19 protein-coding genes are annotated in these 26,242 nt (G+C 39.9%); 13 read left to right on the top strand and 6 right to left on the bottom strand.

Annotated features, from left to right (window positions below; genetic code table 11):
• Positions 1 to 66 precede the first annotated feature (66 nt).
• The 5 genes from DFQ04_RS01785 (at position 67) to DFQ04_RS01765 (ending at position 5,302) form a co-directional block, all read left to right on the top strand.
• Entirely contained in the window at positions 67 to 303 is a 237-nt protein-coding gene (locus tag DFQ04_RS01785; protein ID WP_026950184.1) for an acyl carrier protein, read from the top strand.
• A 20-nt stretch (positions 304 to 323) separates the two neighbouring features.
• Positions 324 to 1,574 (top strand): beta-ketoacyl-ACP synthase II, encoded by a 1,251-nt coding sequence (gene fabF / locus DFQ04_RS01780; protein WP_133552091.1) that lies wholly within the window; start codon positions 324 to 326, stop codon positions 1,572 to 1,574.
• Between the two features lie 83 nt (positions 1,575 to 1,657).
• Positions 1,658 to 2,320: a ribonuclease III gene (gene rnc, locus DFQ04_RS01775; protein ID WP_133554306.1), complete on the top strand. Its 663-nt coding sequence runs from the start codon at positions 1,658 to 1,660 to the stop codon at positions 2,318 to 2,320.
• A gap of 31 nt (positions 2,321 to 2,351) precedes the next feature.
• Positions 2,352 to 4,193, top strand: coding sequence for an NAD(+) synthase (gene nadE / locus DFQ04_RS01770; RefSeq protein ID WP_133552089.1), 1,842 nt, complete (start codon positions 2,352 to 2,354; stop codon positions 4,191 to 4,193).
• Between the two features lie 5 nt (positions 4,194 to 4,198).
• Positions 4,199 to 5,302 carry a prolipoprotein diacylglyceryl transferase gene (locus tag DFQ04_RS01765; protein WP_133552087.1) on the top strand — a complete coding sequence of 368 codons (1,104 nt, stop codon included), beginning with the start codon at positions 4,199 to 4,201 and terminating at the stop codon, positions 5,300 to 5,302.
• On the opposite strand, the gene yidD is transcribed toward DFQ04_RS01765, so the two are convergent.
• Entirely contained in the window at positions 5,299 to 5,523 is a 225-nt protein-coding gene (yidD, locus tag DFQ04_RS01760) for a membrane protein insertion efficiency factor YidD (protein ID WP_133552085.1), read from the bottom strand. The genes DFQ04_RS01765 and yidD overlap by 4 nt on opposite strands.
• A gap of 62 nt (positions 5,524 to 5,585) precedes the next feature.
• Here yidD and DFQ04_RS01755 point away from each other — a divergent pair, with 62 nt between their 5' ends.
• The 8 genes from DFQ04_RS01755 (at position 5,586) to DFQ04_RS01720 (ending at position 18,158) form a co-directional block, all read left to right on the top strand.
• Positions 5,586 to 7,031, top strand: coding sequence for a hypothetical protein (locus tag DFQ04_RS01755; protein WP_243739615.1), 1,446 nt, complete (start codon positions 5,586 to 5,588; stop codon positions 7,029 to 7,031).
• Between the two features lie 61 nt (positions 7,032 to 7,092).
• Entirely contained in the window at positions 7,093 to 7,914 is an 822-nt protein-coding gene (locus tag DFQ04_RS01750) for a PorV/PorQ family protein (RefSeq protein ID WP_133552083.1), read from the top strand.
• A 71-nt stretch (positions 7,915 to 7,985) separates the two neighbouring features.
• Positions 7,986 to 10,001, top strand: coding sequence for a ComEA family DNA-binding protein (locus DFQ04_RS01745; RefSeq protein ID WP_243739614.1), 2,016 nt, complete (start codon positions 7,986 to 7,988; stop codon positions 9,999 to 10,001).
• Positions 10,002 to 10,068: 67 nt separating this feature from the next.
• Positions 10,069 to 12,486: a zinc-dependent metalloprotease gene (locus DFQ04_RS01740; RefSeq protein WP_133552079.1), complete on the top strand. Its 2,418-nt coding sequence runs from the start codon at positions 10,069 to 10,071 to the stop codon at positions 12,484 to 12,486.
• A 183-nt stretch (positions 12,487 to 12,669) separates the two neighbouring features.
• On the top strand, positions 12,670 to 14,031 hold the full coding sequence (locus DFQ04_RS01735) for a tetratricopeptide repeat-containing protein (protein ID WP_133552077.1): 1,362 nt from the start codon (positions 12,670 to 12,672) through the stop codon (positions 14,029 to 14,031).
• 24 nt (positions 14,032 to 14,055) lie between these two features.
• Positions 14,056 to 16,092, top strand: a complete 2,037-nt coding sequence (locus DFQ04_RS01730; RefSeq protein WP_243739613.1) for a M3 family metallopeptidase — start codon at positions 14,056 to 14,058, stop codon at positions 16,090 to 16,092.
• A gap of 52 nt (positions 16,093 to 16,144) precedes the next feature.
• Entirely contained in the window at positions 16,145 to 17,239 is a 1,095-nt protein-coding gene (locus DFQ04_RS01725; protein ID WP_133552075.1) for an AI-2E family transporter, read from the top strand.
• Positions 17,223 to 18,158, top strand: a complete 936-nt coding sequence (locus tag DFQ04_RS01720; RefSeq protein WP_133552073.1) for a tetratricopeptide repeat protein — start codon at positions 17,223 to 17,225, stop codon at positions 18,156 to 18,158. Before DFQ04_RS01725 ends, DFQ04_RS01720 begins: the two co-directional genes overlap by 17 nt.
• Here the strand turns inward: DFQ04_RS01720 and DFQ04_RS01715 are convergent.
• From DFQ04_RS01715 to DFQ04_RS01695, 5 genes are all read right to left on the bottom strand, one after another.
• Positions 18,146 to 21,079: an ATP-binding protein gene (locus DFQ04_RS01715; RefSeq protein WP_133552071.1), complete on the bottom strand. Its 2,934-nt coding sequence runs from the start codon at positions 21,077 to 21,079 to the stop codon at positions 18,146 to 18,148. The genes DFQ04_RS01720 and DFQ04_RS01715 overlap by 13 nt on opposite strands.
• 122 nt (positions 21,080 to 21,201) lie before the next feature.
• The gene (locus DFQ04_RS01710) at positions 21,202 to 21,885 is read right to left on the bottom strand and encodes a DUF2490 domain-containing protein (RefSeq protein WP_133552069.1); all 684 of its coding nucleotides are present in this window, start codon (positions 21,883 to 21,885) and stop codon (positions 21,202 to 21,204) included.
• Entirely contained in the window at positions 21,885 to 22,460 is a 576-nt protein-coding gene (locus DFQ04_RS01705) for a hypothetical protein (protein ID WP_133552067.1), read from the bottom strand. The genes DFQ04_RS01710 and DFQ04_RS01705 overlap by 1 nt, the downstream gene beginning before the upstream one ends.
• 57 nt (positions 22,461 to 22,517) lie before the next feature.
• A complete protein-coding gene (locus DFQ04_RS01700) occupies positions 22,518 to 24,782 on the bottom strand; it encodes an aconitate hydratase (protein ID WP_133552065.1) in 2,265 nt (754 codons plus the stop codon).
• 140 nt (positions 24,783 to 24,922) lie between these two features.
• Entirely contained in the window at positions 24,923 to 26,239 is a 1,317-nt protein-coding gene (locus DFQ04_RS01695; protein ID WP_166637231.1) for a TIGR00366 family protein, read from the bottom strand.
• Positions 26,240 to 26,242: the final 3 nt, after the last annotated feature.

The following is a 26,242-nucleotide window of genomic DNA, read 5'->3' as shown; positions in this document are numbered from 1 at the left end:
TTTTCTTTGTCAATTAGGCATTAAATATATTTCTTTGCGGAGTGTTATTAACTAAACTGATCAAAAATGTCTGAAATTGCACAAAAAGTAAAGGCCATCATTGTTGACAAACTTGGCGTAGAAGAGTCTGAAGTGACTATGGAAGCTAGCTTCACCAATGATTTGGGCGCTGATTCACTTGACACGGTAGAGTTGATCATGGAATTCGAAAAAGAATTCAACATCTCTATTCCTGACGATCAGGCTGAGCAAATCGGTACTGTGGGACAGGCGATCACGTACCTTGAGGCCAACGTAAAATAATTTCCAATTAAATTCAGCACATGAATTTAAAACGAGTTGTTGTAACGGGAATAGGTGCTCTCACACCAATAGGCAATACCAAAGATGAATTCTGGAAAGGGTTGACTTCTGGTGTGAGCGGCGCTGCGCCTATTACTCGCTTCGACGCTTCACTTTTCAAGACCCAGTTTGCCTGTGAAGTCAAAAACCTCAATGTCGAGGATTTTATTGACAAGAAAGAGGCTAGAAAAATGGATGCTTTCACCCAATATGCGATGATCACCGCTGATGAAGCGATCCTCGATTCGGGTTTAGACTTAGAAAGCATCGATAAATCCAGAGCAGGTGTTATTTGGGGTTCAGGGATTGGAGGTCTTCGGACTTTCCAGGAAGAAGTTACCGAATTTGCAAAAGGTGACGGAACTCCTAGATTCAACCCTTTCTTTATCCCTAAAATGATCGCAGATATTTCTGCGGGATTTATTTCCATTAAATACGGATTTAGAGGTCCAAATTTCGTTACCGTTTCTGCCTGTGCTTCTGCTACCAATGCCCTAATCGATGCATTCAATTACATTCGATTGGGCAAAGCTGATATTTTCATTAGCGGTGGTTCTGAAGCAGCAGTTACTGAAGCGGGTATTGGTGGATTCAATGCCATGAAAGCACTTTCCCAAAGAAATGATTCTCCTGAAACAGCCTCCAGACCTTTTGATAAGGATAGAGATGGATTCGTGTTGGGAGAAGGTGCGGGCGCATTGATTCTTGAAGAGTTAGAGCATGCTAAAGCCAGAGGGGCAAAAATTTATGCCGAATTGGTAGGTGGCGGAATGACAGCTGATGCAAATCACATTACCGCTCCACACCCTGAGGGTCTGGGAGCTAGTAGCGTAATGGAAATTGCATTGGAAGATGCTGGATTGAAGCCTGAGGATATTGACTACATCAATGTACATGGCACTTCCACTCCACTAGGAGATGTGAGTGAGACCAAAGCTATTCAAAAAGTTTTTGGTGAACATGCCTACAAACTCAATATCAGCAGTACCAAATCAATGACAGGTCATTTGCTTGGAGCAGCAGGCGCCATTGAAGCAATTGCTTCGATTCTTGCTATCCAAAATAGCCTAGTTCCTCCTACGATCAATCACTTCACAGATGATGAGGCTTTTGATCCTAGACTTAATCTTACATTTAACAAAGCGCAAGCTAGAGAAATCAACTATGCGCTGAGCAATACCTTTGGATTTGGAGGACATAACTGTTCTGTCATTTTCAAAAAATACAACTGATTAGAGTGAAACTTTTCCATAAACTAGGAATCCACACTCTCTTCTTTAGCTCAAAAGACAAAAGGCTTGCCTCCTCGATCAAAATGATCACGGGACGCAAGCCTTTAAATTTATCTCTTTACCGGCTCGCCCTTACACCGGCAGGATTGAGCGAAGAAAGCCATCAGGGATTCAGAATTTCAAATGAGCGGCTTGAGTTCCTTGGCGACGCAATTCTTGGAGCCGTGATCGCTGAACATCTTTTTAAAAAATTCCCCTTCCGGGATGAAGGTTTTTTGACTGAAACCCGATCTAAACTGGTGAATCGGGAAACCCTCAATTCAATTGGTATAAAAATCGGATTGAAGGATACCCTAGAACTTGTCATTGACAGTAGACAGTTTACCGGGAACAAATCTCTTTATGGAGATATTTTGGAGGCTTTTCTTGGAGCAATCTATCTCGATCGAGGATATCAGTTTTCGAAAAAACTCATCTTGAGCCGAATACTCATTCACATGGATCTGGAAGGGATGATTACCACCGTGTCCAATTACAAAAGTAAAATCATCGAATGGGCACAAAAGGAAAACAAAACGGTTGAATACAAAGTCATCCAAATAAATGGGAATCAGCGATTCAAGGAATTTGTGGTAGAACTTCATGTGGACGAGGAATCAATTTCCTCCGGAAAAGGTCCTACCAAAAAGAAGGCGGAGCAAGATGCATCAAAATACGCCTGTGAAAAACTCGGATTGCTCAATTGATTACCTTTAACTTCGGAAACTACAACTAGCTATGGCTGCCTTAAAAATTGCCTGCGTCACAGTCAATCAAACTCCTTTAGATTGGGAAGGGAATTTCAAAAGAATAACTAATGCAATTGCTGAGGCCAAAAAGAAAAAGGCTGAATTGGTTTGCTTTCCTGAATTGGCAATCACCGGCTATGGTTCTGAAGATCTTTTTTTAAGCTACTGGTATCCACAAAAAGCAGTAGCCCAATTAGCCAAGCTAATTCCTTTTTGCCAAGACATTACGGTGGCCGTTGGTCTTCCCGTCAGGATAAAAGAGAAGGTTTTCAATACGGTTGCCATCATTGAAAATCAAAAATTAATCGGCTTTGTAGCCAAGCAATTCATGGCGATAGATGGAGTTCATTATGAATTCAGATGGTTTACTCCATGGAATGCCCACGAGGTAATTGATTTTGAATTTGAAAACACACTAGTGCCTTTTGGAGATTTGACTTTCCATAAAAATGGAGTCCATTATGGGTTTGAGATCTGCGAAGATGCCTGGAGAGGGCCTGTTCGACCTGGCTATGGCCTCAAGGATAGAAAAGTCGACTTGATTTTTAATCCAAGTGCCTCACATTTTGCGATGAAAAAAACATTGGAGCGAAAAGAATTAATTGAATTCAGTTCCAGGACTTTTGACTGCTATTATGCTTATGTCAATTTATTGGGCAATGAATCCGGCAGGATGATTTTTGACGGGGAAATTCTTTTGGCAAAAGAAGGAAAAACCCTTGGTAGAAATCAGCTACTTTCTTTCAAGGATTTTCAGGTTGTGACTTTTGATCTTGAAAATAAGATTCAGGAATCTGCCCCCATTCAACCTAAAGAATGGGAATTTGTCCAAGCTTCTGCTTTAGGACTTTTTGATTACCTGAGAAAAAGTAAAAGCAAAGGCTTTGTTCTTTCTCTTTCTGGAGGAGCGGACTCTTCTACCATAGCTGTTTTGGTTGCTGAAATGGTCAAAAAAGGAATTGAAGAATTGGGCTTGGATACTTTTCTTGAAAAATTGAATCTCAAGTTTATTCCAAAAACTTCCTATCCTGAAAAAGAGATTGTTGGAGAACTTCTGACTACTGCCTATCAGGGTACCAAGAATTCTTCTGAAGACACCTTTCAATCTGCCAAAAAATTAGCAGAAAGCTTGGGAGCGAAATTCTATTCTTGGACCATAGACGAGGAAGTAAATTCCTACACCCAAAAAATTGAAAAGGCAATTGGAAGAAAACTGACTTGGGAGCAGGATGACATTACCTTGCAGAATATCCAAGCGAGAAGTAGATCCCCGATCATTTGGATGCTAGCCAATTTGAATAATGCCCTTTTATTGAGTACTTCCAATAGAAGTGAGGGTGATGTTGGCTATGCCACCATGGATGGGGATACCAGTGGAAGCATCTCTCCTATTGCGGCCGTTGACAAATATTTCATTTTGCATTGGCTACAGTGGGCTGAAAAAAATCTAAACCGACCGGGACTTTCTTACGTCAATTCCCTTACTCCAACAGCAGAGCTTCGCCCTTTGGAAAGAACGCAAACAGACGAAAAAGACTTAATGCCTTATTCAGTGATTGTTGAAATTGAACGATTGGCAATCCGGGATAGAAGATCACCAATGGATATTTTCCTTCTCTTGAAAGAAGAAATTGAACTGGAAGAATCCGTTTTGAAAGAATACATTAAAAAATTCTTCCGACTTTGGTCCCGAAACCAATGGAAAAGAGAAAGGCTGGCCCCTTCTTTCCACTTGGATGAATTTAACGTAGACCCAAAAACCTGGTATAGATTCCCGATTCTTTCGGGTGGTTTTGAGGAGGAATTGAAACAATTAGATCAAATCAATTGAAAATTATGCTTGATACTATACTTAGTTACGTAGTCTGGGATCCAAACCAAGCCGTTTTTTCCGGTTTTGAAAGACTCAGGTGGTACAGTTTATGTTTCGCCTTGGGCTTCATCATTTCTCAGCAGATTATGGTCTACTTTTTCAGAAAGGAAGGTCAAAATGAACAGCTGGTTGATAAGCTGACGATCTACATGGTTTTGGCAACCATCATTGGAGCAAGATTAGGTCATGTTTTATTTTACGAGCCCGAAAAATACCTGAGCAATCCAATCGATATCCTAAAAGTATGGGAAGGCGGATTAGCTTCTCATGGTGCTGCTATCGCAATCCTTTTTGCACTTTGGATTTATTCCAAAAGAACTCCTGGTCAAAGCTACCTTTGGGTGGTAGACAGAATCGTCATTGTGACTGCCATGACTGGAGCGCTTATCCGATTTGGAAACTTAATGAATTCAGAAATTGGAGGAAAGGACACTGGAACCGATTATGGCTTTGTCTATGCAAGAGATACCGAGGAAATTTTGGAATCCCTCAAGGTGCCCATTGAATCAATCGATGCCTATAAACCAGTTGATAGAGCTAGTGAATTACAGGGTAATGGAATTGTCCCGGTAAATTTTGAACTGGTAATTACCAAAGGCAATTTCACCAAGGAAACGCTAAGCGACATCCTTGCCCAAGATGTAAAATACGCCCTTACGAGATTTAATTCCTCCAAAGAATATCTAGCAGAGCCTGTTGAAACTCCTTTGGATTTTGAAATTAAAGAACAGCAAAATAGTTATCTGGTAACGATTAAAACTTTTGGCCGTACCAAATACCCCACTCAAATCTATGAGTCAATTTCTTACTTCATCATCTTCCTGATCCTATTGGGCCTTTGGTCAAAGTATAAATCCAGACTTCCCGATGGCCTTTTGCTGGGACTTTTCTTGATATCCGTATTCGGAATGAGATTTATATGGGAATACTTCAAGGCGGTCCAAGTAGATTTTGAAGCAGATATGCAATTCAACATGGGACAGATTCTGAGCGTACCACTGGTGCTAATCGGAGTAATTCTAATTATCAGGGCTTTGAAAAACGGATTGAAGCCCGAAAAAATTTAAGGAACAGGATCATGGCCATGTCCTCCCCAAGGATGACATCGGCCGATTCTTTTCATTCCCATCCAACCACCTCGGAAGACCCCATGTTTCAGGATAGCGTCCTTCATATAATGGCTGCATGTTGGCGTATATCTGCAGCTTGAAGGAAACAAGGGAGAGATGAGATATTGATAGACCAGAACGGGAAATATCGCTATCTTTCTGAGGATAGTTTTAACCATCGTTAAGCAAAACCTTTTTTATTGGCTGTTTGGTTAACCAAATATATTGAAAGAGAATTCCATTGCGCGCTTTACTTATTTACATATTCTGTATTCTATTTTTGGGAGTTTCCCTGCCTACTCACCCAAGTCAGGCTCAGGATACCAGCTATGCACCTGCAGAATCCTCCACACCAGAGCGAATAAAGGTTAACAACATTTTCATTATAGGAAATCAAAAAACCCAGAAGAATATCATCCTCAGGGAATTGGATTTCACTACCGATTACTATTACGACTGGGAAACTTTTATGGGAATCCTGAAAGCAGACCAGCAGAAAATCTATAATCTCAGGCTTTTCACAGAAGTAGAAATTACTCCACTGATCACCGGTCCAGAAGAGGTTGAAGTCCTGATTTCGGTAAAAGAAAGATGGTATATCCTCCCTTCTGTGATTTTCCAGTTAGCTGACCGAAACTTCGCAGAATGGTGGACAAATCAAGGCCGGGATTTTTCAAGGGTAAATTATGGCGTGCGAGTCACACATTCCAATGTGGGAGGCAGAAATGAGAAACTGAGGTTTTTAGCACAATTTGGTTTCACAAAAGCTTTCGATATTCTTTATTCCAAGCCTTATATCGATAAAAACCAAAAACATGGATTGGCTTTTCAGCTCTCGTATGCAGATCAAAAGACTATCCCTATTGAATCCGAATTTAACAAACAGGTATTCTTTACTAATGAAACCGAAAGCATCCTAAGGAGGACTTTTTCAACTGCACTTCGCTATACCTATAGAAGAACGTTTTACAATTTTCACTTTGTCACTCTTGGATATAACAGGACTTGGGTAAGTGATGACGTATTTCAGGAAAATCCAATCTACTTCCAGCATGATGGGAATTATTTAAGATACCTGTACCTGCAATATTCTTTCCGGCACGACCGAAGAGATAATGTGGCGTACGCAACTGACGGGGAATTGCTCCAACTTACGGGGACCAAGTATGGGCTATTTTTTACCGATGAATTAGACGAAGTAGAAATCAACATAGTGGCCAATAAGTATATTCCCATCAGTGATAAATTCCATTATGCAGGAGGGCTTACCGCAGCTTGGTTTTTGAGTGATCTTCAGCCCTATACACTTGTTAGAGGAATTGGGTATAACCCAAATTTCATCAGAGGCTATGAATTGAATGTAATAGAAGGGCAGCAATTGTATGTACAGAAAAACAGTTTGAGGTTCAAATTTTTAGATGTCGCCTTTGACTTATCCAGTTATCTTCCCGTTGAGCAATTCAGCACCCTTCCTTTCAAAATGTACCTAAGCGCCAACTTTGACCATGGATTTGTGACAGACCGAAACAACATCCCTGAAAATGCCAGACTTACCAATAAGTACCTTTTTGGCTATGGAGCAGGAATTGATATCGTTGGATTTTACGATGCAGTACTCCGCTTTGAATACTCTTTAAATAATCAGGGAGAAGGTAATATCTTCTTCAATTTTAAAGCTCCTTTCTAAAAAGTTTTCAAACTTGATTTTCATTTTTTAACTAACTTAGGTTCAGACTTTTCTGAATCCCATGAAGCCATTTCTATTTTTATGCTTCTGGGTCTTTTTGGCTATTTCTTCTTTTTCCCAAACTGACCCACTTACCCAGGCTCAAGGCGCCAGAAGCCAAGGCATGGGAAATTTAAAAACCAATCTCCCAGACGCCTGGACCATCTTCAATAATGTAGGCGCCTTGGACAGAATAAAATCGGCTCAAATCACATCGGGTTTTGATAGCAGATTCGGTCTGAAAGAACTCAGCACCTTTAGCCTAGCAGGTGCATTTCAAGAAGATTGGGGAACATTTGGATTTGGAATTAGCCGATTTGGTGGAGAGCTTTTTAATCAGCATCTGATGGGATTGGGCTTCTCCAATACAATGGGAATTGTCAGCCTGGGCGCAAAAATCGAATGGTTTCAAACCCAAATTGAAGGATTCGGGACGGGAAATTCCTTTTTGTTTTCCTTTGGCGGAGTGGCAGAATTGGGACCAAAGACTTTTTTTGGAGCCAATTTTTCCAATATCAATCGAGCCAGATTCAGCAAAAACACGGATCAAAGAATCCCAACTTTTATTGAAATGGGGATTACCTATCTCCCTTCAGAAAACATTTCCCTTTATTCCGAAATAGAAAAAGAGGTGGATTCCAAGGCCATTTTTAAAGTTGGACTGGAATACAAATTAAAAGAATGGATTTGCTTGCGAACTGGAATTTCTTCGGCTCCGAATAGATTGAATTTTGGATTAGGCTTTAGAAAGGAAAGGTTCGGATTTGACTATGCTTTTGGCCAAAATTCCATTCTGGGAACTTCACATCATTTGAGTCTAGGACTTTTTTTCAGTGAAAAATGAAATCTTGGTTCTTTATTTTTTTCCTCCTTTTTGGATTCACTTCTTGGGCACAAACCCCAAAAAAACCCGCCGTGGATCTGGAGTCCTTTATTGAGAGACTTTTTCCAATCCAAGAAGAAGACATTGATTATGAGGCTATTTATGAGCAGCTTTTCCAACTTTATCAAAATCCCATAAATTTGAACAAGGCCGATCTGGAAGTACTTCAAGCGAGTTATTTACTCACGCCCAATCAAATCAATCAGCTCGTTAAGTATCGTTATGAATTCGGAGATTTTTTGAGTCTTTATGAATTACAGGCAATCCCGGACTTTGACCTAACAACCATCGAAAACCTTATCCCTTTCGTGACTTTGGACGAAATACCCAATAAACCCAAACCATTTCTCCAAAGGATTAAGGAAGAGGAAAATGCCTACCTACTTCTTCGGCATAAGAGAACTTGGGAACAAAGGAAGGGCTATACAGCACCTGACACCAGTTCGACTGGAAAATTAAGCACAAGGTATTTGGGCGACCCTAATGAGATTTATCTCCGGTTTCGGATCCAGCATTCCCGGGATTTCAGTTTGGGAATGACCTTGGAAAAAGATCCCGGGGAACAATTCATTTGGGATCAAAAAACCAAAAGATATGGCTTCAATTTTCTTTCATTTCACCTTACCAAATATCAATTGGGAAATTGGAAAACCATTGCTTTGGGGGATTTTCAGGCAAGTTTTGGGCAGGGATTAGTTTTTGGAGCTGGGTATACTGTAGGAAAAGGTGCTGAAACAGTTCCAACGGTTAGAAGAAGCAGCATTGGGATTTTACCCTACACCGCTGCTTTGGAATATGGCTTTTTCAGAGGAATTGGTGTGACCCGAAAAATCAGAAATTGGCAAGTTACCTTGATAGGATCCAGAGTCCCTAGAGATGGGAGAATTAGCTCAAGCCTGGATTCTTTGGAATCCAATCAGGATATTTTGACCTCAATCTCCCAAACAGGACTTCACAGAACCCCAAGCGAATTATCTACCAAAGGCCAGCTCAACGAATCAAATCTGGGTGGAAATATTCAATTTTCTTCGCCTTCAGGAAGATGGATGGCCGGAGCAAATTTCCTTCATACCTCGTTTAGCATTCCTTGGGTGAGGACTCCCAGTGTTTATAATCAATTCGAATTTTCAGGAAAATCGAATCAGGTCGGAAGTGCCTATTTCAACTACAACTGGAAAAACTTTTTCTTCTTTGGAGAATCAGCGATATCAGCAAGCAAAGGAACAGGTACTGTTTTGGGATTAGTTTCAAGCCTTAGCAAGCAGGTTGATTTTTCCATGCTATGGAGAAATTATTCCAAAGACTTCCATAGCTTCTACTCTTCAGGATTTGCTGAAAATACCCGCCCAATCAATGAAAAAGGGCTTTATATGGGAATTCAGATCAAACCCAATCCCACATGGAAAGTCAATGCTTACTACGATGCCTTTTCTTTTCCTTGGTTAAAATACCGCGTATATGCCCCATCCAAAGGATTCGAATGGCTAGGACGTCTTACTTATCAGCCCCGAAGAAATTTCATTGCCTTTGTACAACTTAGGCAGGAGGAAAAAGCGAGAAACCTTTCCGATTCAGGAGAGCCGCAACTCACTTATCAGATTTTACCAATTAGAAAAACAAATGGTCTGATCAGTTTAGAAAATCAATTGACCAAACAAATCTTCATTAGATCTAGAATTCTATGGAGTCAAGTTGAAATTCAAAATCAAAAAACTTCTGGAATCATGATTTACCAAGATGTTCAGGTTGAGAAAGGTAAATGGAGATGGACTGGAAGAATAGGACTTTTCGATTCGGAAACTTATGACAATAGACTCTATGCCTTTGAAAACAATGTGCTTTGGACTTTTTCTATTCCTGCATTCTCAGGCAGAGGAATTCGGTACTACCTTCTAGCCCAGCGACAGATTGGGAATAGAATGACTGTTTATTTTAGATTTTCAAGAACGTCCTATACAGACAGGGAAACTGTAAGTTCGGGTCTGCAGGAAATAAATGTTCCACACCAAAGTGATACTGCTTTTCTGATCAGGTATGCTTTGAAATGAATTTTTCCATTAATGGTGTTCCAGACCAAATCGAATTTGGTAATTTGTGGTCAAACCAAAACACCTTATGAGAAAAACATCCTTGATCTTAAGCTTTTTGTTTTTTTGGACGATTTCAGGTTTTATTCAAGCCCAGGATTTTACCAAAATGAGCAAAAAAGAAGGTTTTGTCCCTTTTTATTTAGATGAAGAGAAAGGCAAAATCTATTTGGAAATCCCCTTTTTAGATAAAGAATTCCTCTATGTAAATGCACTAACCGCTGGAGTTGGCTCAAATGACATCGGACTTGACCGAGGACAATTGGGCGATGACCGAGTGGTAGAATTCAGAAAAACTGGAAACAAGATTCTTCTTGTGCATAAAAATTATGGTTTCAGGGCTTACACAGACAATCCCTATGAAGCCAAATCCATCAAAGATGCTTTTGCAGAATCTGCCCTTTGGGGATTTGAAATTGTAAAGACTGAAGGAGATAAAGTAATCGTAGACGGGACCAACTTTTTCCTCCAGGATGCTCATGGAGTAAGCGAATCTCTTTCTCGAAGTAGACAGGGAACTTATCGGGTGGACGCTAGCCGATCAGGTTTGTATTATGAAACCACCAAGAACTTTCCAAAAAACACTGAAGTTGAAGCAACTATTACTCTAACCGGAACAGGCGCAGGAGGCTATTTGAGATCGGTTACCCCTACTCCTGAAGCGGTAACGGTAAGGATGAGACATTCCTTCATTGAACTTCCTGATCTCTACGCCAAAAGAGAATTTGACCCTAGAGCGGGATTCTTCTTCATCAGCTACCAGGATTATACCACCCCAATTGATGAGCCTTTAGTGAAGCGATTCATTTCCAGACATAGATTGGAGAAAAAAGATCCCAATGCTGCTGTATCTGAGGTAGTGGAACCAATTGTTTATTACTTGGACCGAGGAACTCCTGAGCCAGTGGCTTCAGCTTTGATTGAAGGTGGAAACTGGTGGGCTCAAGCTTTTGAAGCAGCAGGTTTCAAAAATGCTTTCCGGGTTGAATTAGCTCCAGAAGGAATGGACTTGATGGATATCCGCTACAATGTGATTCAGTGGGTTCATAGATCTACCCGTGGCTGGTCTTATGGTTCTAGCGTTAGAGACCCAAGAACAGGTGAAATTATCAAAGGTCAGGTTTCTTTAGGCTCCTTGAGAGTTCGTCAGGATTACCTCATTGCCCAAGGTTTAATTCAACCTTTTGAAGAGGGAAAACCAGTAGATCCAAGAATGATGGAATTGGCAATTACTAGACTAAAGCAGCTTTCAGCCCATGAAATTGGCCATACCATTGGATTGGCTCACAGCTATGCAACTTCTGCTTCTGGAAGATCTTCTGTAATGGATTACCCGCATCATTTGATTACCGAAGATGCAAATGGGAATTTAGACTTTGGACAATCCTATGACTTAGGAATTGGCGATTGGGATAAATGGGCGATTACTTATGGCTACGGAACTCCAGCACCTGGACAATCTGAACAGGAGTTTTTAGAAAAAACATTGAGGGATACCTATTCAGCAGGATTTGAATTCATTACTGATTCAGATTCCAGAAATCCTAGTGGAGTGCATCCTCGCTCCCATCTTTGGGACAATGGAGCTTCCGCTTCTGCAGAATTGATGAGATTGCTCAAACTGAGAGAAAACCGAATGAAAACTTTCGGTTTAAATGCTATCAAAACCGGAGAGCCTCAAGCCTTGTTAGAAGAAGTTTTTGTTCCCCTATACCTGATGCATCGCTATCAGTTGGAAGCTACCTCAAAGTTGATTGGTGGCTTGGACTTCACTTATAAAGTAAAAGGAGACAACCAGCCTAACCAAAAATGGATTGCTGCTAAAGATCAGAATGATGCTCTTTCTGCTCTTTTGACAACTATTTCTCCTTCTCAGTTAGAGGTTCCTTCCCATATTTTAGCTTTAATTCCTCCAAGACCTTATGGGTATGGCAAAACTAGGGAGACCTTCCCTTCCAGAACTGGACCTGTCTTCGACCCGATTGCTCCTGCTGAAAATGTGGTAGAAACCACCTTCAGTTTCTTGCTGGAGTCCGGAAGAGCAAATAGAATCTACCTCCAAAACTTACAGGACAATTCCCTTCCAAGCTTTGAAGCTGTCTTGACCAAGGTTAAGGATCAGGTATTTTCCAATACTGTTCCTTCAGGACTACAGAGTGAAATCAAAATGATGACAGAATCCAAGTATGTGGATCATCTGATTGATTTGTCCAAAAATGCAAATGCAAGCCAAACTGTAAGGGCTTTGGCTAGAAAACATCTAAGCCAATTGGCTGGAATGTCAGGATCTGGCTCATCAACTCTTCAAGCCCATAGAGAATACTTGGCCAAAAAAATCAATAGCTATCTAAATTTACCTGAAGAACTCACCCCTCAATCTACATTGAGTGTGCCTGATGGAGCACCGATTGGAATGGAAAGCATGAGTTGCGATTTCGACTATTAAAATCCATAAAAAACCCGGCCTAAGGCTGGGTTTTTCTTTTTCTATCAAAATTTCTTCTTATTCAAAATCGAACCTTTGTGTATTTTGGCTCTAAAGCATTCGCTTTCATGATTTTATTTTATAATTTCTACCTTTCATAATATTTATAAAACACACTAATTTTCAACTTTTAACTTTTTGACTATGGCCGATACCAAAAAAAGATGCTTCGTGGTGATGGGCTTTGGAACCAAAACCGACTACATCAACGGAAGGAAGCTTGACCTCAACAAATCTTACAGACTCCTGATCAAGCCTGTAGTTGAAGCCAAAGGAGTGGAATGCGTCCGAGCCGACGAAATCACCCATTCGGGTTCCATAGATGTACAGATGTATCGGGAATTACTTCAAGCAGATTTAGTGATTGCTGATTTATCTACTTTGAATGCGAATGCATTGTATGAATTAGGTATACGACATGCTTTGAGACCTTTCACCACCATAGTCATCTCTGAAAATAAATTGATGTACCCCTTTGACCTGAATCATATTGTGATCCACAGTTACCAGCATTTGGGGGATGCTATCGATTATGAGGAAGTGGAAAGATTCAGGGCAGCCTTGGGAAATGTAATTCAAACAGTTTTGGATAAAAAAGAACCGGACAGCCCAGTTTATACTTATTTGAATTCTCTTATCCCGCCAAAACTTCAGGCTGAGATTGAAAAGGCTGTAGAAAGCCAAGAGAAAAAACCTACTTCTCCTGAAATCGGAAAAGCTCTTTCCTTAATTATTCAGGAAGCAGAAGATGCGATTGAAACCAAGGAGTTTTTGAAGGCAAAAGGATTATTCCAATCTGCACTTTTATTATCTGGACAAAAAGACACCTATCTGATTCACCGCCTGGCTTTTGTTACTTACAAAGCTGCTCATCCTGATCTGGTTACTTCCCTTTATGAGTCTTTGGCTCTATTGGAATCCATCAATCTGGCCCATACGAATGACCCGGAAACCGTTTCCTCTGCTGGAGCAGTAAAGAAAAAACTTTACGAATGCGGTGAAGGAGCAAACCATTTGGAAGATTCCATTCTATACTACCAAAGAAGTTACTATTTGTTGAATAACCGGTACAATGGAATCAACCTGGCGCTAACATTAGTATATCATGCTACCTCTCCTTTGGTTCAAAATGAACAGGAAAGGATCGCAGACTTAGTTTTCGCACGAAGAACCTGGACAAGAGTTTTATACCTCTGCGATCGAGATTGGAAGTTGATCATTGAAAAAGAAAAGAATGACCAAGACTTGATCAATGACGGAACTAAAGACGGTCAGGAATTGCAAGAATATTACAATGCCCAGAAGTACTGGATATTAGTCAATCGTGCTGAAGCCTCATTTGGTTTGGGAGATTTTGCCACCTATCAATTAAGTGTTGAAGAATCCCAAAAAGTAAAGTTTCATCTCTGGCAATTGGAAAGCTTTACTGAACAAATTGGTAAATTGAAGGCCGAAATGAAAAAAATCGGGCATCTGATTGAGCCCAAATGGGAATTCCCAGAATAAATCACCACAAGCATTACAAACCTTATGATTAACCCACTTTTAGCAGAATTTGCTACACCTTTTCATACCCCTCCTTTTCAAGAAATTAAACCCGAACATTTCCTTCCAGCCATCAAGGAATCCATATTGGAGGCTAAAAAAGAAATTGAGAAAATCAAAGCCCAGCCCCTCCCCACTTTCCAAAATACAATTGAGGCCTTGGATCAATCAGGGAAAAAGCTTGGGGCTATATCAGCTATTTTCTTCAATCTGAATTCAGCGGAAACCAACGATGAAATTCAAAAACTAGCTAGAGAAATTTCTCCTCTTCTGACTGAGCATTCCAATGACATCTTATTGGATAAGGAGCTTTTCCAGCGGGTAGCTCAATTAAAGCAGGAGATTGATTTAAAATCTCTTTCACCCGAGCAGGTTACACTTTTAGACAAGACTTACAAGGCCTTTGTCCGAAATGGTGCTAATCTATCTCCAGAACAAGCAAATAAACTCAGAAAAATTGATCAGGAATTAGCTCAATTAAGTCTCAAGTTTGGAGAAAATGTCCTGGCAGAGACCAATAAGTTTGTACACTTTGTGGAAAAGGAAACCGATATAGACGGGCTGCCTGAAGGTGCCAAGGAAGCCGCTGCCTTGGTAGCAGAAGAAAAAGGACAGCCTGGCAAATGGGCTTTTACCTTGGATTACCCGAGTTATATCCCCGCTATGACTTATGCAAAAAATAGAGAATTGCGGAAGTCATTGTTCATGGCCTTCAACACCAAGTCTTCCAAAGGTGACGAATTGGATAACCAAGAAATCATTAAATCCATCCTAAACCTAAGACATCAACGGGCCAATCTGCTGGGATACGCAAGCCACGCTGCCTTTGTTCTTGAGGAAAGAATGGCGAAAAGTCCTGAGGCGGTGATGAAGTTTTTGGAATCCCTTCTGGAAAAAGCAAAGCCAAAAGGAAAAGCTGATGTGGAGGAAGTAAAAGCCTACGCCCAAAAAATGGATGGGCTTAACGATCTTGAAAAATGGGATTTTGCCTATTATTCTGAATTACTGAAAAAGGAAAAGTATGAGCTGGATGACGAGCTCCTTCGCCCCTATTTTCAGTTGGAGAAAGTCATCGATGGAGTATTTCTGACTTCAGAAAAATTGTACGGACTGACTTTTGAAAAAAACTCCTCCATTCCTGTTTATCACCCAGATGTTACTGCTTATGAAGTAAAAGATAGAAATGGAAAGCATTTGGCGGTATTTTATGCGGACTTTTTCCCAAGGGCTGGAAAAAGAAATGGGGCTTGGATGACCTCATTCAAAGGGCAGTTTAAAGAAAATGAAACCGACAGCCGACCTCAAATCAGCATTGTCTGCAATTTTACCAAACCTACTAAAACCAAGCCCAGCCTTTTAACTTTCAACGAGGTCACCACCTTGTTCCACGAATTTGGCCATGCACTTCACGGCATGCTTGCAAGAGGAACCTATGAGAGTCTCTCCGGAACTAGCGTGTACTGGGACTTCGTGGAGCTTCCTTCCCAGATCTTTGAAAACTGGTGTTACGAAAAAGAATGCCTGGACCTCTTTGCCAGACATTACCAAACCAATGAGGCTATTCCGGTGGAATTGATTGAGAAAATCAAAAAGGCAGCAAACTTCCAACAAGGGTATCTAACTGTAAGACAGCTGAGTTTTGGACTTTTGGATATGGCTTACCATAGTCAAAATCCATCAGGGATTCAAAATTTAAAGGATTTTGAATCCAAGGTAATGGAAAAAACCGACTTGCTTCCTAAGGTTCCCGAAGCTATGGTTAGCACTAGTTTTTCCCATATTTTCCAGGGAGGATATTCTTCAGGCTATTACAGCTACAAATGGGCTGAAGTTTTGGATGCAGATGCATTTGAATTATTTCAGGAAATGGGAATTTTTGATCCGGTCACGGCAAGATCTTTTGAGGAGAACATCCTTTCCGCGGGAGGCTCAGAACATCCCATTGAATTATTCAGAAAATTCAGGGGAAGAGATCCAAAACCAGATGCATTATTGAAAAGATCTGGACTAGTAAGTCAATAATTGGAATTCATTTTCAGAACCTATATCTTCTGCAAGAATCAAAAGAAAAAGCATGCGGGCCCACAACTTCTACCTTCCACCCTATCTCAAGGCATTGACAGTAATGTTGTTCATTATTGTTTTGGTCTTTTTCCTAATAGTTGGAAAAGGTCTCCTTGTCCCTATTTTCATGGGTGGTTTTTTTGCCATACTGTTTACACCCCTAAGTAATTTTTTGGAAAAGCATAAGTTCCCTCGGACACTTGCCTGTTTCATTTCACTTTTGCTAATGACTGCCTTAGTTGTTGGTCTAATCAGTTTTGTGATCAGCAATGTGGTGAGTTTTACAAAAGATTTTACAAACGTGACTGATAGGTTGGTCGGCGTGGCAGGAGAAATAGACCAATGGACATTAAGTAAATTTGGAATCAATGAGAACCTTGAAGATAAAATAGATTCTAATGCACTTATCGAATACCTCAATCAAAACAGTAAAAGTATAACTGCCTTTGCCCTGAATGCAATCGGATCAATATCCGGGCTTGTTTTGATTCCGATATTCATGTTTTTCTTACTCCTTTACAGAGATCATTTGACAAAAATGATGGTCATGATTTACCGCGAAAAAGACCCGGTATTGGTTAAAATGAGAATTTCCAGCTTGAGGAAATTAATTCAAAGCTATATAGTAGGAGTAGGGAAAGTAATGATCATCCTTGCCATTTTGAATATCACGGCCTATTCCTTAATTGGAATCAAGCATGCCATTTTCTTCGGAATCATTGGAGCGATTCTAAATATTATACCGTATATCGGACCATTGATCGGGGTATCCTTACCTGTCATCTATTCTTTCCTTACCATGGATAGTATTTTGTATCCGGTTTTGGTTTTAGGTGCCTACCAGATAATTCAATTCTTGGAAGGAAATTTCCTTACTCCAAAAATTGTTGGAGGAAATGTGAATTTGAATGCCTTCATCACTTTTTTGGGATTATTGGTGGGTGGATCAATTTGGGGAATTGCAGGGATGATTTTGGTAATCCCAACATTAGCTATTCTTCGAGAAATTTTCGATTTATCCGAACACACCAAACCTTTTGCCTTACTTTTGGGTGAAGAAAAAGAGGATATAAAGTACCTGCCCGAAGATGAGAATACTGAATAGCGTTTTAACCATTTTACTTTTTGCCCTGATATCCACGAGTTGTGACAGCCTAGAGGATAAAAAGGGAAGATTCCTATTGAAAGGGAATGAAAAAATGGAGGAAAATGACCCAAAAACCGCCTTGGAGTTTTATCAGGAAGCAATTGCTTTAGATTCTACTTTTTCTGATGCCTATTACAACAAAGCACTTGCTCATCTTCGATTAAATCAATTGGAGGAAGCAATTGGCGATTTCTCAAAGGCCATCCAATTCAATCCTACCTATTTTGACGCCATTTTTCAAAGAGGCTTGACCTATTTGGATAATGGGGAATTTTACAAAGCCCGAGAAGATGGGGATCGATTGGTAAATCTTGATAATACTAATTGGCAATCCTTTTTCTTGGTGGGGCTGACTCAAGAAAAGTTGGAGAATTTTGATGCTTCTTTGGAGGCATTCGAAAAAGCAATCCAATTAGAGCCTGGAAACTCAGATCTATTGGTCAATAAGGCTACGATTTTGTTTTATCAGAAAGAGTTAGCTCAAGCAAAGGCAGAATTGGAAAAGGCAGAAGCTATCAATCCTTCCGAACCCAATTTATTCAATCTGAGATCAATGATTCTTTTTGAAGAAAAGGAATATCAAAAAGCTCTTGATGCTGTTGAAAAAGCCATCACTTTGGATAATCGCCAAGCCTATTTCTATAACAACAAAGGGCTTTATCTTTTATTCCTAAATAAGTTGGACGAGGGATTGGAATTTATCAACCAAAGTATCCAAATGAATCCTAAAAATCCGTTTGCATTACGGAACAAAGGGATTTACTATGTTTTAAAAGGAGACAAGGTTTCGGCTTTACAGTACTTACCTGAACTGGCAAAAAATTATCCTGAAATGGACTTGGTCCAGGAATATTTAGCAAAGGCTCAAGACCTTTGATTTTTCTCACTGATTACTTCTTTGATTCTCTTCAGTAATTCTGCTGCGTCGATAGGTTTTGCCACAAAGCCATCAAAACCACATTCTTGGATTTTTTCCATGATTTCCAGCTTCGCAGCGGCAGTCAAAGCGATTACGGGTCTATCAGAGAATTTCTTAATGGCAACAGTTGCCTCAAAACCATCCATTTCAGGCATCTGAATATCCATCAGTATACAATCGTAGTTTCTATTTTTGGCAGCTTCCACAGCTTCCAAACCATTAACAGCCCGATCAAAGGTATAGCCCCACTTTTTGATGATTTTTCCGAGTACCAAGGCATTTACGTCATTATCCTCGGCCATCAATAAATGTAATCCTTCATAGGATGGAGAAGAACTAGAGATTTCAGCAGGAGTTTTTTGTTCTTCTTGAGCAACTTCGAATTCAAGTTCGAAATAAAACTTACTGCCCTTACCAACCTCGGATTCCAAAGCGATATTACCGCCCATCAATCCCAAAAGTTTACGGGTAATGGACAATCCCAATCCAGTGCCTCCGTATTTGGTACTGAAGGTTGGTCTTACCTGGTCAAAGTCATTAAAGATCTTTTCTTGATTTTCTGGAGCGATTCCGATTCCGGTGTCTTTTACCTCGAAATAAACCTTGATTTTATTTTTAGACTGTGCGACCAATTCTACCTTGATATCTACATTTCCCTTATTTGTAAACTTCAGGGCATTGGTAATCAAATTATTTAGGACTTGTGAAAGTCTTGTTTTATCCCCTTTTACAAAGGTATTTAGTCCCTCAGACACATGAAGCTCAAGTATGTTTTGGCTATCCTTCGCATGGAATGAAAGTCCTTTTACAATTTGATCCAGAAGATCTTGAAGGTTGAAAGGATTTTTCTCAATGGTCAACTTCCCTGCTTCTATCTTCTGGAAATCCAATAGATCATTGATCATGATGATCAAATTGTCCACTGCAAAGTTGATGGTGGTTAATGCAGTCTTTTGGTTTTCAGTTGGATTTTCCTGGAAAAGAGAATAGACAGAACCAGAGATCGCATTCAAAGGCGTTCTCAATTCATGAGAAATCATGGACAAGAAATCCGATTTGATCTGATTGGCCTTCTCCGCAGTTTTCCTAGCCTCATCAAGCTTAGTTTCAAATTCTTTTTGCTTGGTGATGTCTGTGAGGTAACCATACCATACCATATCTCCATTTTCCAATGATTGAGGTCTCGCTGCACCCAATACCCAACGATACGGTTGATCAGGATTTCCCGACTTCACTCTAAACTGACATTGCCAAGGTTCAAGTTTTCTTGCAGAGGCTACGGAGCTCATGATCACCTGTGGAAGATCCTGAGGATGAACTTTGGAAATTGCTACTGAAATGTCCTTAAACTCCAAGATTTCTTCCTGGCTCAAACCTAACACAGAATTAATCCCCTTTGAAAGGAAGGAGAAATTCATTTGTCCCTCTGAATTCAATACCAATTGGTATAGTCCCCCAGGAACTTGTTCAGTAAGGTTCATTAAAAAGTCTCCACTTTCCTCTAGGGTTTTCTCAAGAATTATCCTTTCAGAAATATTTCTAAAGGAAATCACTACAAAATTATCCCCGTCAACTGTGGATTTTTTTGTGGCTACCTCAAGCGTAAGTTGCTTGCCCTTTTCATTGATTAACAATGTCGAAAACCGGGTAACAAATTTTTCCTGACCGTATGCTTTTACCCAATCAGTCCAGTTTTCCCCCTCTTCAAAAAATACATTTAAGTCTGATAAATGAGCTAAGCTTTCCAATTTTTCAAGGCCAAAAAGCTCTAATGCCTCCTTGTTGGAGAACATGATATTCCCCTCTTCATCGACAACCACCATGGCTTCTGGACTTTCGAGCCATAGTGATTTGTGGAGCTTAATTTCTTTGGAAAGTTTAATGAAGCTGGAATTCTCCGAAAATATTCCAATGTACTTATTAGGTTCCAGGGAAGATTTAAATCCAGAAATTTCAATTGTGCAACCACCTTTGAATTGAATTTTTTCTGAAAACCCTGATTCTAAATCCGTCGATTTCTTAAGTAAATTCTCAAGAGAATTGGTAAGCTCAGTAGTCAATGCCTCTTGAGATAATCCTGATTGATTATAGAAATCCTGAGAAACCTGGTTAGGATTCTCAAGCTCAAATTCTTTTCTAACAGCGTAAAAATTCCATTTTATTGGAGCCGAAGAATTTTTTGAACTTGTTAATAGATTTTCTCTTTTAGCAAATTCTGATTGTTCTTTAAGTTTTTGAGTGACATCTCTTGCGATCACAAAAAAGACTTCTAATTCAAATCGAATGGAACATTCCAAGGATTTGTATTCTCCGGACTTTGATTTAAATCGAATCGTATGGATGACATTTCTTTGGTTCTCCTTTAAAGATTTCCAGAGATGCTGGATTTCAGGAAGATCCTCATCAGAAATAAATGGACAAAGATTCGTGTTTAAAATTTCCTCTGGAGAATATCCTAAAACTGGAGAAACCAGTGGGTTTACATAAGTCAAACAATCATTCTTACCGATTGCAATTAAATCCAATTCGGACGTGAAAAACTTATACGCCTCCTTTTTAGAAGGAAGTCCATGAGTTTTTACCTCTTTACCTTTATAAAAAAGATAATAATTAGACCCACTTTCTTGCGGAAGTTCCAATTGAAAGGAATAGTCCTTATTCTCATGAGTTAGGATTAATTCCTCTTTGAAAATGTAGGAGGTAATATCTAGGCCTAGACCTACGAGGGTTCTTTCCTTTAGATTATCCCCAATTTGATTTTCAAAAGACTCATTGCCATAAAAAATAGAATACGGATAGGTATCATCAGCCAGAAATACCATTTCTGAAGATTCATAAATGATCTTTTTGAAAGTGCTATTGATCCCCCTATCCTGCATTAAAAACTTATTAGCTGAGTGATTTTGGCTTATGAATTGTATTTTTCAAATAATATGCGGTAAACATACAGCAAATTGTATTTCATAGCAAATTTTTTACGTTTCAAAAATTGATTTTTACATCAGAAATTATAGAAATAGCTGATTTTTGCCCATAAACGGGTACGAAATCCGTCTTGGATATATCCATCAGTTCTATAATCGATTCCCCACTCCATTCTTTCTTTTCTGCTAAAAAATTTACCTAGGGAGGTAACCAGCCGGTTTTCAATTTCAAAATCCCCGCCTTTTTGGCTAAAAATAGACTCTGCTGAACCCAAAAAATAAAATTCTCCCGGATCAAGTTCAGCTCCTTGAAGGGGAATTTCCAAAGAAAGTCGATATCGAAATCTTAGCTCCAGAGGCTCATTTCGTGTAAAAGTCTGATCCGTTCTGAATCGATGATTGATTCTGAGGTTTCGAGATTTTTGAAGTATAGCAAGCTGCTGGATAATTCGATTTCCATCTTCCCCTTCCTGAAATCGGTGAAAAACACCCAAAGCAACACTAATTCCAGGCCTTAGGGATTGATCAAAAAAGCCCATGATATCTGTTCTATAATGAGAATACTGAGGGTTTTCAATATCTCTGTTGTCAAAAATTATCTCCTGATTTTCAATTTTGAAATTGATTTTTTGGGTTGGCGATATACCCTTGGTAATGGACACTTCAGGAAAGAGGCCGGTAAAAAAAGTCTGATTAGACTGAGAAAATGCCTCACCAATTATTAGAAAACAAAACAGCAAAATCCAATTTCCTCTTTTCATCAAAAAATCAAATGGTCCACCGGCTTAGTTTGTACACGAATAAGGGTCATAAAACTTCCATTTTCATCAAAAAGGGCTTCCCATACTTGCCAGTTGTCTTTTTTGCCATCAAAAACAATTTCATAACGCAAAGTAATTCCCTCCTTTTCTCCCTCATCAAAAAAGTCCTCTACATCAGACTCACTTCCAATAATTTGTCTTTGGATTTTTTGGACTGAATAATCCACAAACTCTCCTTTGAAATAGGATTGAACATTAGCCCAAGATTCTATTGGCATTTCTTCGGCAGAAATTTCAATTTCAACATCTTTTAGGTTGCCGAGTGAGTCAAATTTCACACTATGGTAGTGTTCCTCCCACCAAAATTTAGCTTCATACGCTTTCCCTTCCTGAGAAAATTCCAAAAACCATTTAGGCTTTTTCACCTTTTCAAAAGAATCCTTCAACCAAGATCGGGCAGAAATTGGAACCTCAGATGGTTTCACCTTTACCTCACGCTCAATTTTTTCTTGAGCGAGCGAAAAAGAAGACCCAGCAAAGAGAAAAATCAAAAGATAAAGGACATTTTTTTTCATAGTCCAAGAATAAAAAAAGCCGCGGCCTTAAGACCGCGGCTTGAATAAGAGTCCGAATCAATTTGCGGCTGCCTTGATAAGATTCAAAGCAGAACCAGCTTTAAACCATTCAATTTGGCCTTCATTGTAGGTATGGTTAGCCAAGATTGTATGACTGCTTCCGTCTGCATGATTCAAAACCAATTCCAATGGCTTCCCAGGAGCAAATGTGGTAAGACCTTTGATATCAATAGAATCGTCTTCCTTGACCAAATCATAATCAGTTGGATTGGCAAAAGTCAAGGCAAGCATCCCTTGCTTCTTCAAGTTAGTCTCGTGAATTCTGGCAAAAGATTTTACCAAAATTGCTCTAACTCCCAAGAATCTTGGTTCCATCGCGGCATGCTCTCTAGAAGATCCTTCTCCATAGTTTTCGTCACCTACTACGATTGAACCTACGCCTGCAGCTTTGTACTGACGCTGAGTTGCAGGCACTTCACCGTATTCACCGGTAAGTTGATTCTTCACTTTGTTGGTGGAATCATTAAAGGCATTTACTGCACCAATCAACATGTTATTGGAGATGTTATCCAAGTGACCTCGGTATTTCAACCAAGGACCTGCCATAGAAATATGGTCAGTGGTACACTTGCCTTTAGCTTTGATCAAAAGCTTCAAACCTTTCAGATCAGTTCCTTCCCAAGCAGGGAAAGAATCCAAAAGCTGAAGTCTATCTGACTTAGGATCAACTTTTACTTCAACTTTAGAACCATCTTCAGCAGGAGCTTGGTAACCTGCATCTTCTACTGCAAAACCTTTGGTTGGAAGTTCAAGACCTCTTGGCTCATCCAGTTTTACTTGCTGTCCATCTGAATTGGTCAAAGTATCCTTCAATGGATTGAAAGTTAAATCACCGGCAATAGCTAATGCAGTCACAATTTCAGGAGAAGCTACGAAAGCATGCGTGTTTGGATTTCCGTCAGCTCTCTTTGCAAAGTTTCTGTTGAATGAAGTGATGATGGAGTTCTTTTCCTGCTTTTCAGCGCCATGTCTAGCCCACTGCCCGATGCAAGGACCACAAGCATTTGCCAAAACAACTCCACCCATTTTACCAAAGGTGTCCAAGAAACCGTCTCTCTCTACCGTGAATCTTACCTGCTCAGAACCTGGAGTAATAGTATACTCTGATTTTGCAGTTAATTTTTTATCAACTGCCTGCTGAGCCAAAGAAGCTGCTCTGGAAATATCTTCATAGGAAGAGTTGGTACAAGAACCGATCAAACCAACATCTAATTTTGCAGGCCAGCCGTTTTCCTTTACAGCAGCAGCGAATTTTGAAATAGGCCAAGCCAAATCTGGAGTAAATGGACCATTGACATGTGGTTCAAGTTCAGAAAGGTTGATTTCGATTACCTGATCAAAGTATTTTTCAGGATTAGCATATACCTCGTCGTCTCCTGTCAAATGCGCAGCAATACCATCAGCCATCGCTGCAATATCAGCTCGACCAGTCCCTTTTAGATAAGCTGCAGATTTTTCATCGTATCCGAAAATTGAGGTAGTAGCGCCGATTTCTGCACCCATGTTACAGATCGTGCCTTTCCCGGTCGCAGAAAGAGATCTTGCACCCTCTCCGAAATATTCAACGATTGCACCGGTTCCACCTTTTACTGTAAGAATTCCAGCTACTTTCAAGATTACATCTTTTGCTGAAGTCCATCCGGACATTTTTCCGGTAAGTTTTACACCTATCAACTTTGGAAACTTAAGTTCCCAAGGAAGTCCTGCCATTACGTCGCAAGCATCTGCTCCACCTACACCAATTGCGATCATTCCAAGTCCACCTGCATTTGGTGTGTGGGAATCAGTTCCGATCATCATTCCACCTGGGAAAGCATAGTTTTCCAATACTACTTGGTGAATAATACCGGCACCTGGCTTCCAGAATCCAATGCCATACTTATTGGATACAGAGGCCAAAAAGTCATAAACCTCTCTGTTTTTATCTTTAGCCTTGTTGAGATCTTTCTCTGCACCTACTTCCGCCTGGATCAAGTGATCACAGTGAACAGTAGAAGGAACAGCCACCTTATCTCGACCGGCTTGCATGAACTGCAACAATGCCATCTGAGCTGTCGCATCTTGCATTGCAACTCTGTCTGGCTGGAAATCCACATAGGATTTTCCTCTTTCATAAGCCTGTGAAGCAGGCCCTTCGGTCAAGTGGGCATAAAGAATTTTTTCTGTCAAAGTAAGGGGACGACCTACAGCTTTGCGGGCTGCTTCGATTCTTTTTGGAATCCGGTCATATACCTCTTTGATCATTTCGATATCAAAAGCCATTTTTTGATTATTTTAAGGTGGATAAAAGGTTCAAATTTTCGATTGCGAATATAGGCAAAAGGACTCAAAAAGATAACTTAACATCTTGTCCAATGGTTCCTTGGCACCTTGACAGGCAATTTTTATGATTTTTAATTCGATCAAATCAAAATCCAAATCATCATACTCAGGTAAATGAAACCTGCCAAGAAAAACACCAAACAATAGGGCAACAATTTTCGAACTGAAACTCCAGTGATTGCAAGTAGGGGTAATGCCCAAAATGGCTGCAAAAGGTTTGTGATTTGATCACCATAGGCAAAAACCAAAGCCATCTTCGCATAACTCAATTCCAAAATTTCTGCGGTTTTCATGAGTAAAGGCCCTTGGACAGCCCATTGACCTCCTCCTGAAGGAATAAAAAAATTGACCAGCGCAGAAGAATAAAAAGCGAACAAAGGAAAAAATTCCTTCCCTGAAATTTCTGTAATGAAATCAGAAAGCGAAATCAGCAATCCCGAACTCAGAATTAATCCCATGATCCCCCCATAAAATGGAAATTGGATGAAAATGTCAAGGGTACTCTTCAAGCCCTCTCCCATTGCTTTCAAAAAACTTCCCCAACTTTTATAAAAGACCAAAGTGGTTCCGAACAAAAGAAAAATCACCCAATTCAATGAAATGGTACTAAGACCAGAGTTTTTTCCAAAAATCGAACCCGATAAAATCACCAAGAGAATAAATATTCCAACCCATTTTGCAAGCCTATCCTCACCACTTGCTTCAATGGACTTTAGCGGAAGATTGTCTTGTATAAATGAATCGCCTGAGGAATACTTTCCCATGATCCCAGAAACCAGAATAAAAACCAAAATCAATCCTCCGGTGAAGATCAAATTCTCGTAGGAGAAAATAGTTTGATCGATAGGTATAACTCCAATTTGATTTTCAAGACTATGCCCTTTTTCAGCTATGCTCAAAAGGGAAGAAGCTGATAATCCTCCATGCCAGACTGCCATTCCGAGATATCCACAGGCGGCTAATAATTCCGGATTGGATTTTCTACCTCTTTCCACCAAGGACTCATGAACCATCCTGGAAAAAATCGCTCCAATAACTAAACCAAAACCCCAATTAATCAGGCCAGAAAGCATTGTTATTCCTGAGACTAATAAAGTGGCTTTTATCAGGTCATGGGGTAATTCCGCGGCCTTTTTTAGCATTTTATTGATCGGACGAAAGATGGCCAAGGCATACCCAAAAGCCAATACCATCATCATTTGAAGGGTAAAGGCCAATAAGTTGAAAAAGCCAGATTGCCAGAAACTCAAGGAAGATGGAATAGCTTCGAATACTGATTTTCCGGAATCCAATTCTAATTGAATTACCATTAAGAAAGTAACCAAAGTCAGTCCTATCAATAATCCGATTGGAGAAAAAATAGTATTGAGATAATTATTCTGGTTAAGGTTCTTCAAAAC

Origin of the sequence: Algoriphagus boseongensis (genome assembly GCF_004362805.1) — a bacterium.
In the GTDB taxonomy this organism is placed as follows: Bacteria; Bacteroidota; Bacteroidia; order Cytophagales; family Cyclobacteriaceae; genus Algoriphagus; species Algoriphagus boseongensis.
Note: the sequence above shows the minus strand (reverse complement) of the source record. Positions and strands in the feature narration are given on the sequence as shown.

Bases quoted from the DNA above. Each gene is read 5' to 3' on its own strand.
- DFQ04_RS01785 (WP_026950184.1), top strand. From the start codon at position 67: ATGTCTGAAATTGCACAAAAAGTAAAGGCCATCATTGTTGACAAACTT.
- fabF (WP_133552091.1), top strand. From the start codon at position 324: ATGAATTTAAAACGAGTTGTTGTAACGGGAATAGGTGCTCTCACACCA.
- rnc (WP_133554306.1), top strand. From the start codon at position 1,658: ATGATCACGGGACGCAAGCCTTTAAATTTATCTCTTTACCGGCTCGCC.
- nadE (WP_133552089.1), top strand. From the start codon at position 2,352: ATGGCTGCCTTAAAAATTGCCTGCGTCACAGTCAATCAAACTCCTTTA.
- DFQ04_RS01765 (WP_133552087.1), top strand. From the start codon at position 4,199: ATGCTTGATACTATACTTAGTTACGTAGTCTGGGATCCAAACCAAGCC.
- yidD (WP_133552085.1), bottom strand. From the start codon at position 5,523: ATGGTTAAAACTATCCTCAGAAAGATAGCGATATTTCCCGTTCTGGTC.
- DFQ04_RS01750 (WP_133552083.1), top strand. From the start codon at position 7,093: ATGAAGCCATTTCTATTTTTATGCTTCTGGGTCTTTTTGGCTATTTCT.
- DFQ04_RS01740 (WP_133552079.1), top strand. From the start codon at position 10,069: ATGAGAAAAACATCCTTGATCTTAAGCTTTTTGTTTTTTTGGACGATT.
- DFQ04_RS01735 (WP_133552077.1), top strand. From the start codon at position 12,670: ATGGCCGATACCAAAAAAAGATGCTTCGTGGTGATGGGCTTTGGAACC.
- DFQ04_RS01730 (WP_243739613.1), top strand. From the start codon at position 14,056: ATGATTAACCCACTTTTAGCAGAATTTGCTACACCTTTTCATACCCCT.
- DFQ04_RS01725 (WP_133552075.1), top strand. From the start codon at position 16,145: ATGCGGGCCCACAACTTCTACCTTCCACCCTATCTCAAGGCATTGACA.
- DFQ04_RS01720 (WP_133552073.1), top strand. From the start codon at position 17,223: ATGAGAATACTGAATAGCGTTTTAACCATTTTACTTTTTGCCCTGATA.
- DFQ04_RS01715 (WP_133552071.1), bottom strand. From the start codon at position 21,079: ATGCAGGATAGGGGGATCAATAGCACTTTCAAAAAGATCATTTATGAA.
- DFQ04_RS01710 (WP_133552069.1), bottom strand. From the start codon at position 21,885: ATGAAAAGAGGAAATTGGATTTTGCTGTTTTGTTTTCTAATAATTGGT.
- DFQ04_RS01705 (WP_133552067.1), bottom strand. From the start codon at position 22,460: ATGAAAAAAAATGTCCTTTATCTTTTGATTTTTCTCTTTGCTGGGTCT.
- DFQ04_RS01700 (WP_133552065.1), bottom strand. From the start codon at position 24,782: ATGGCTTTTGATATCGAAATGATCAAAGAGGTATATGACCGGATTCCA.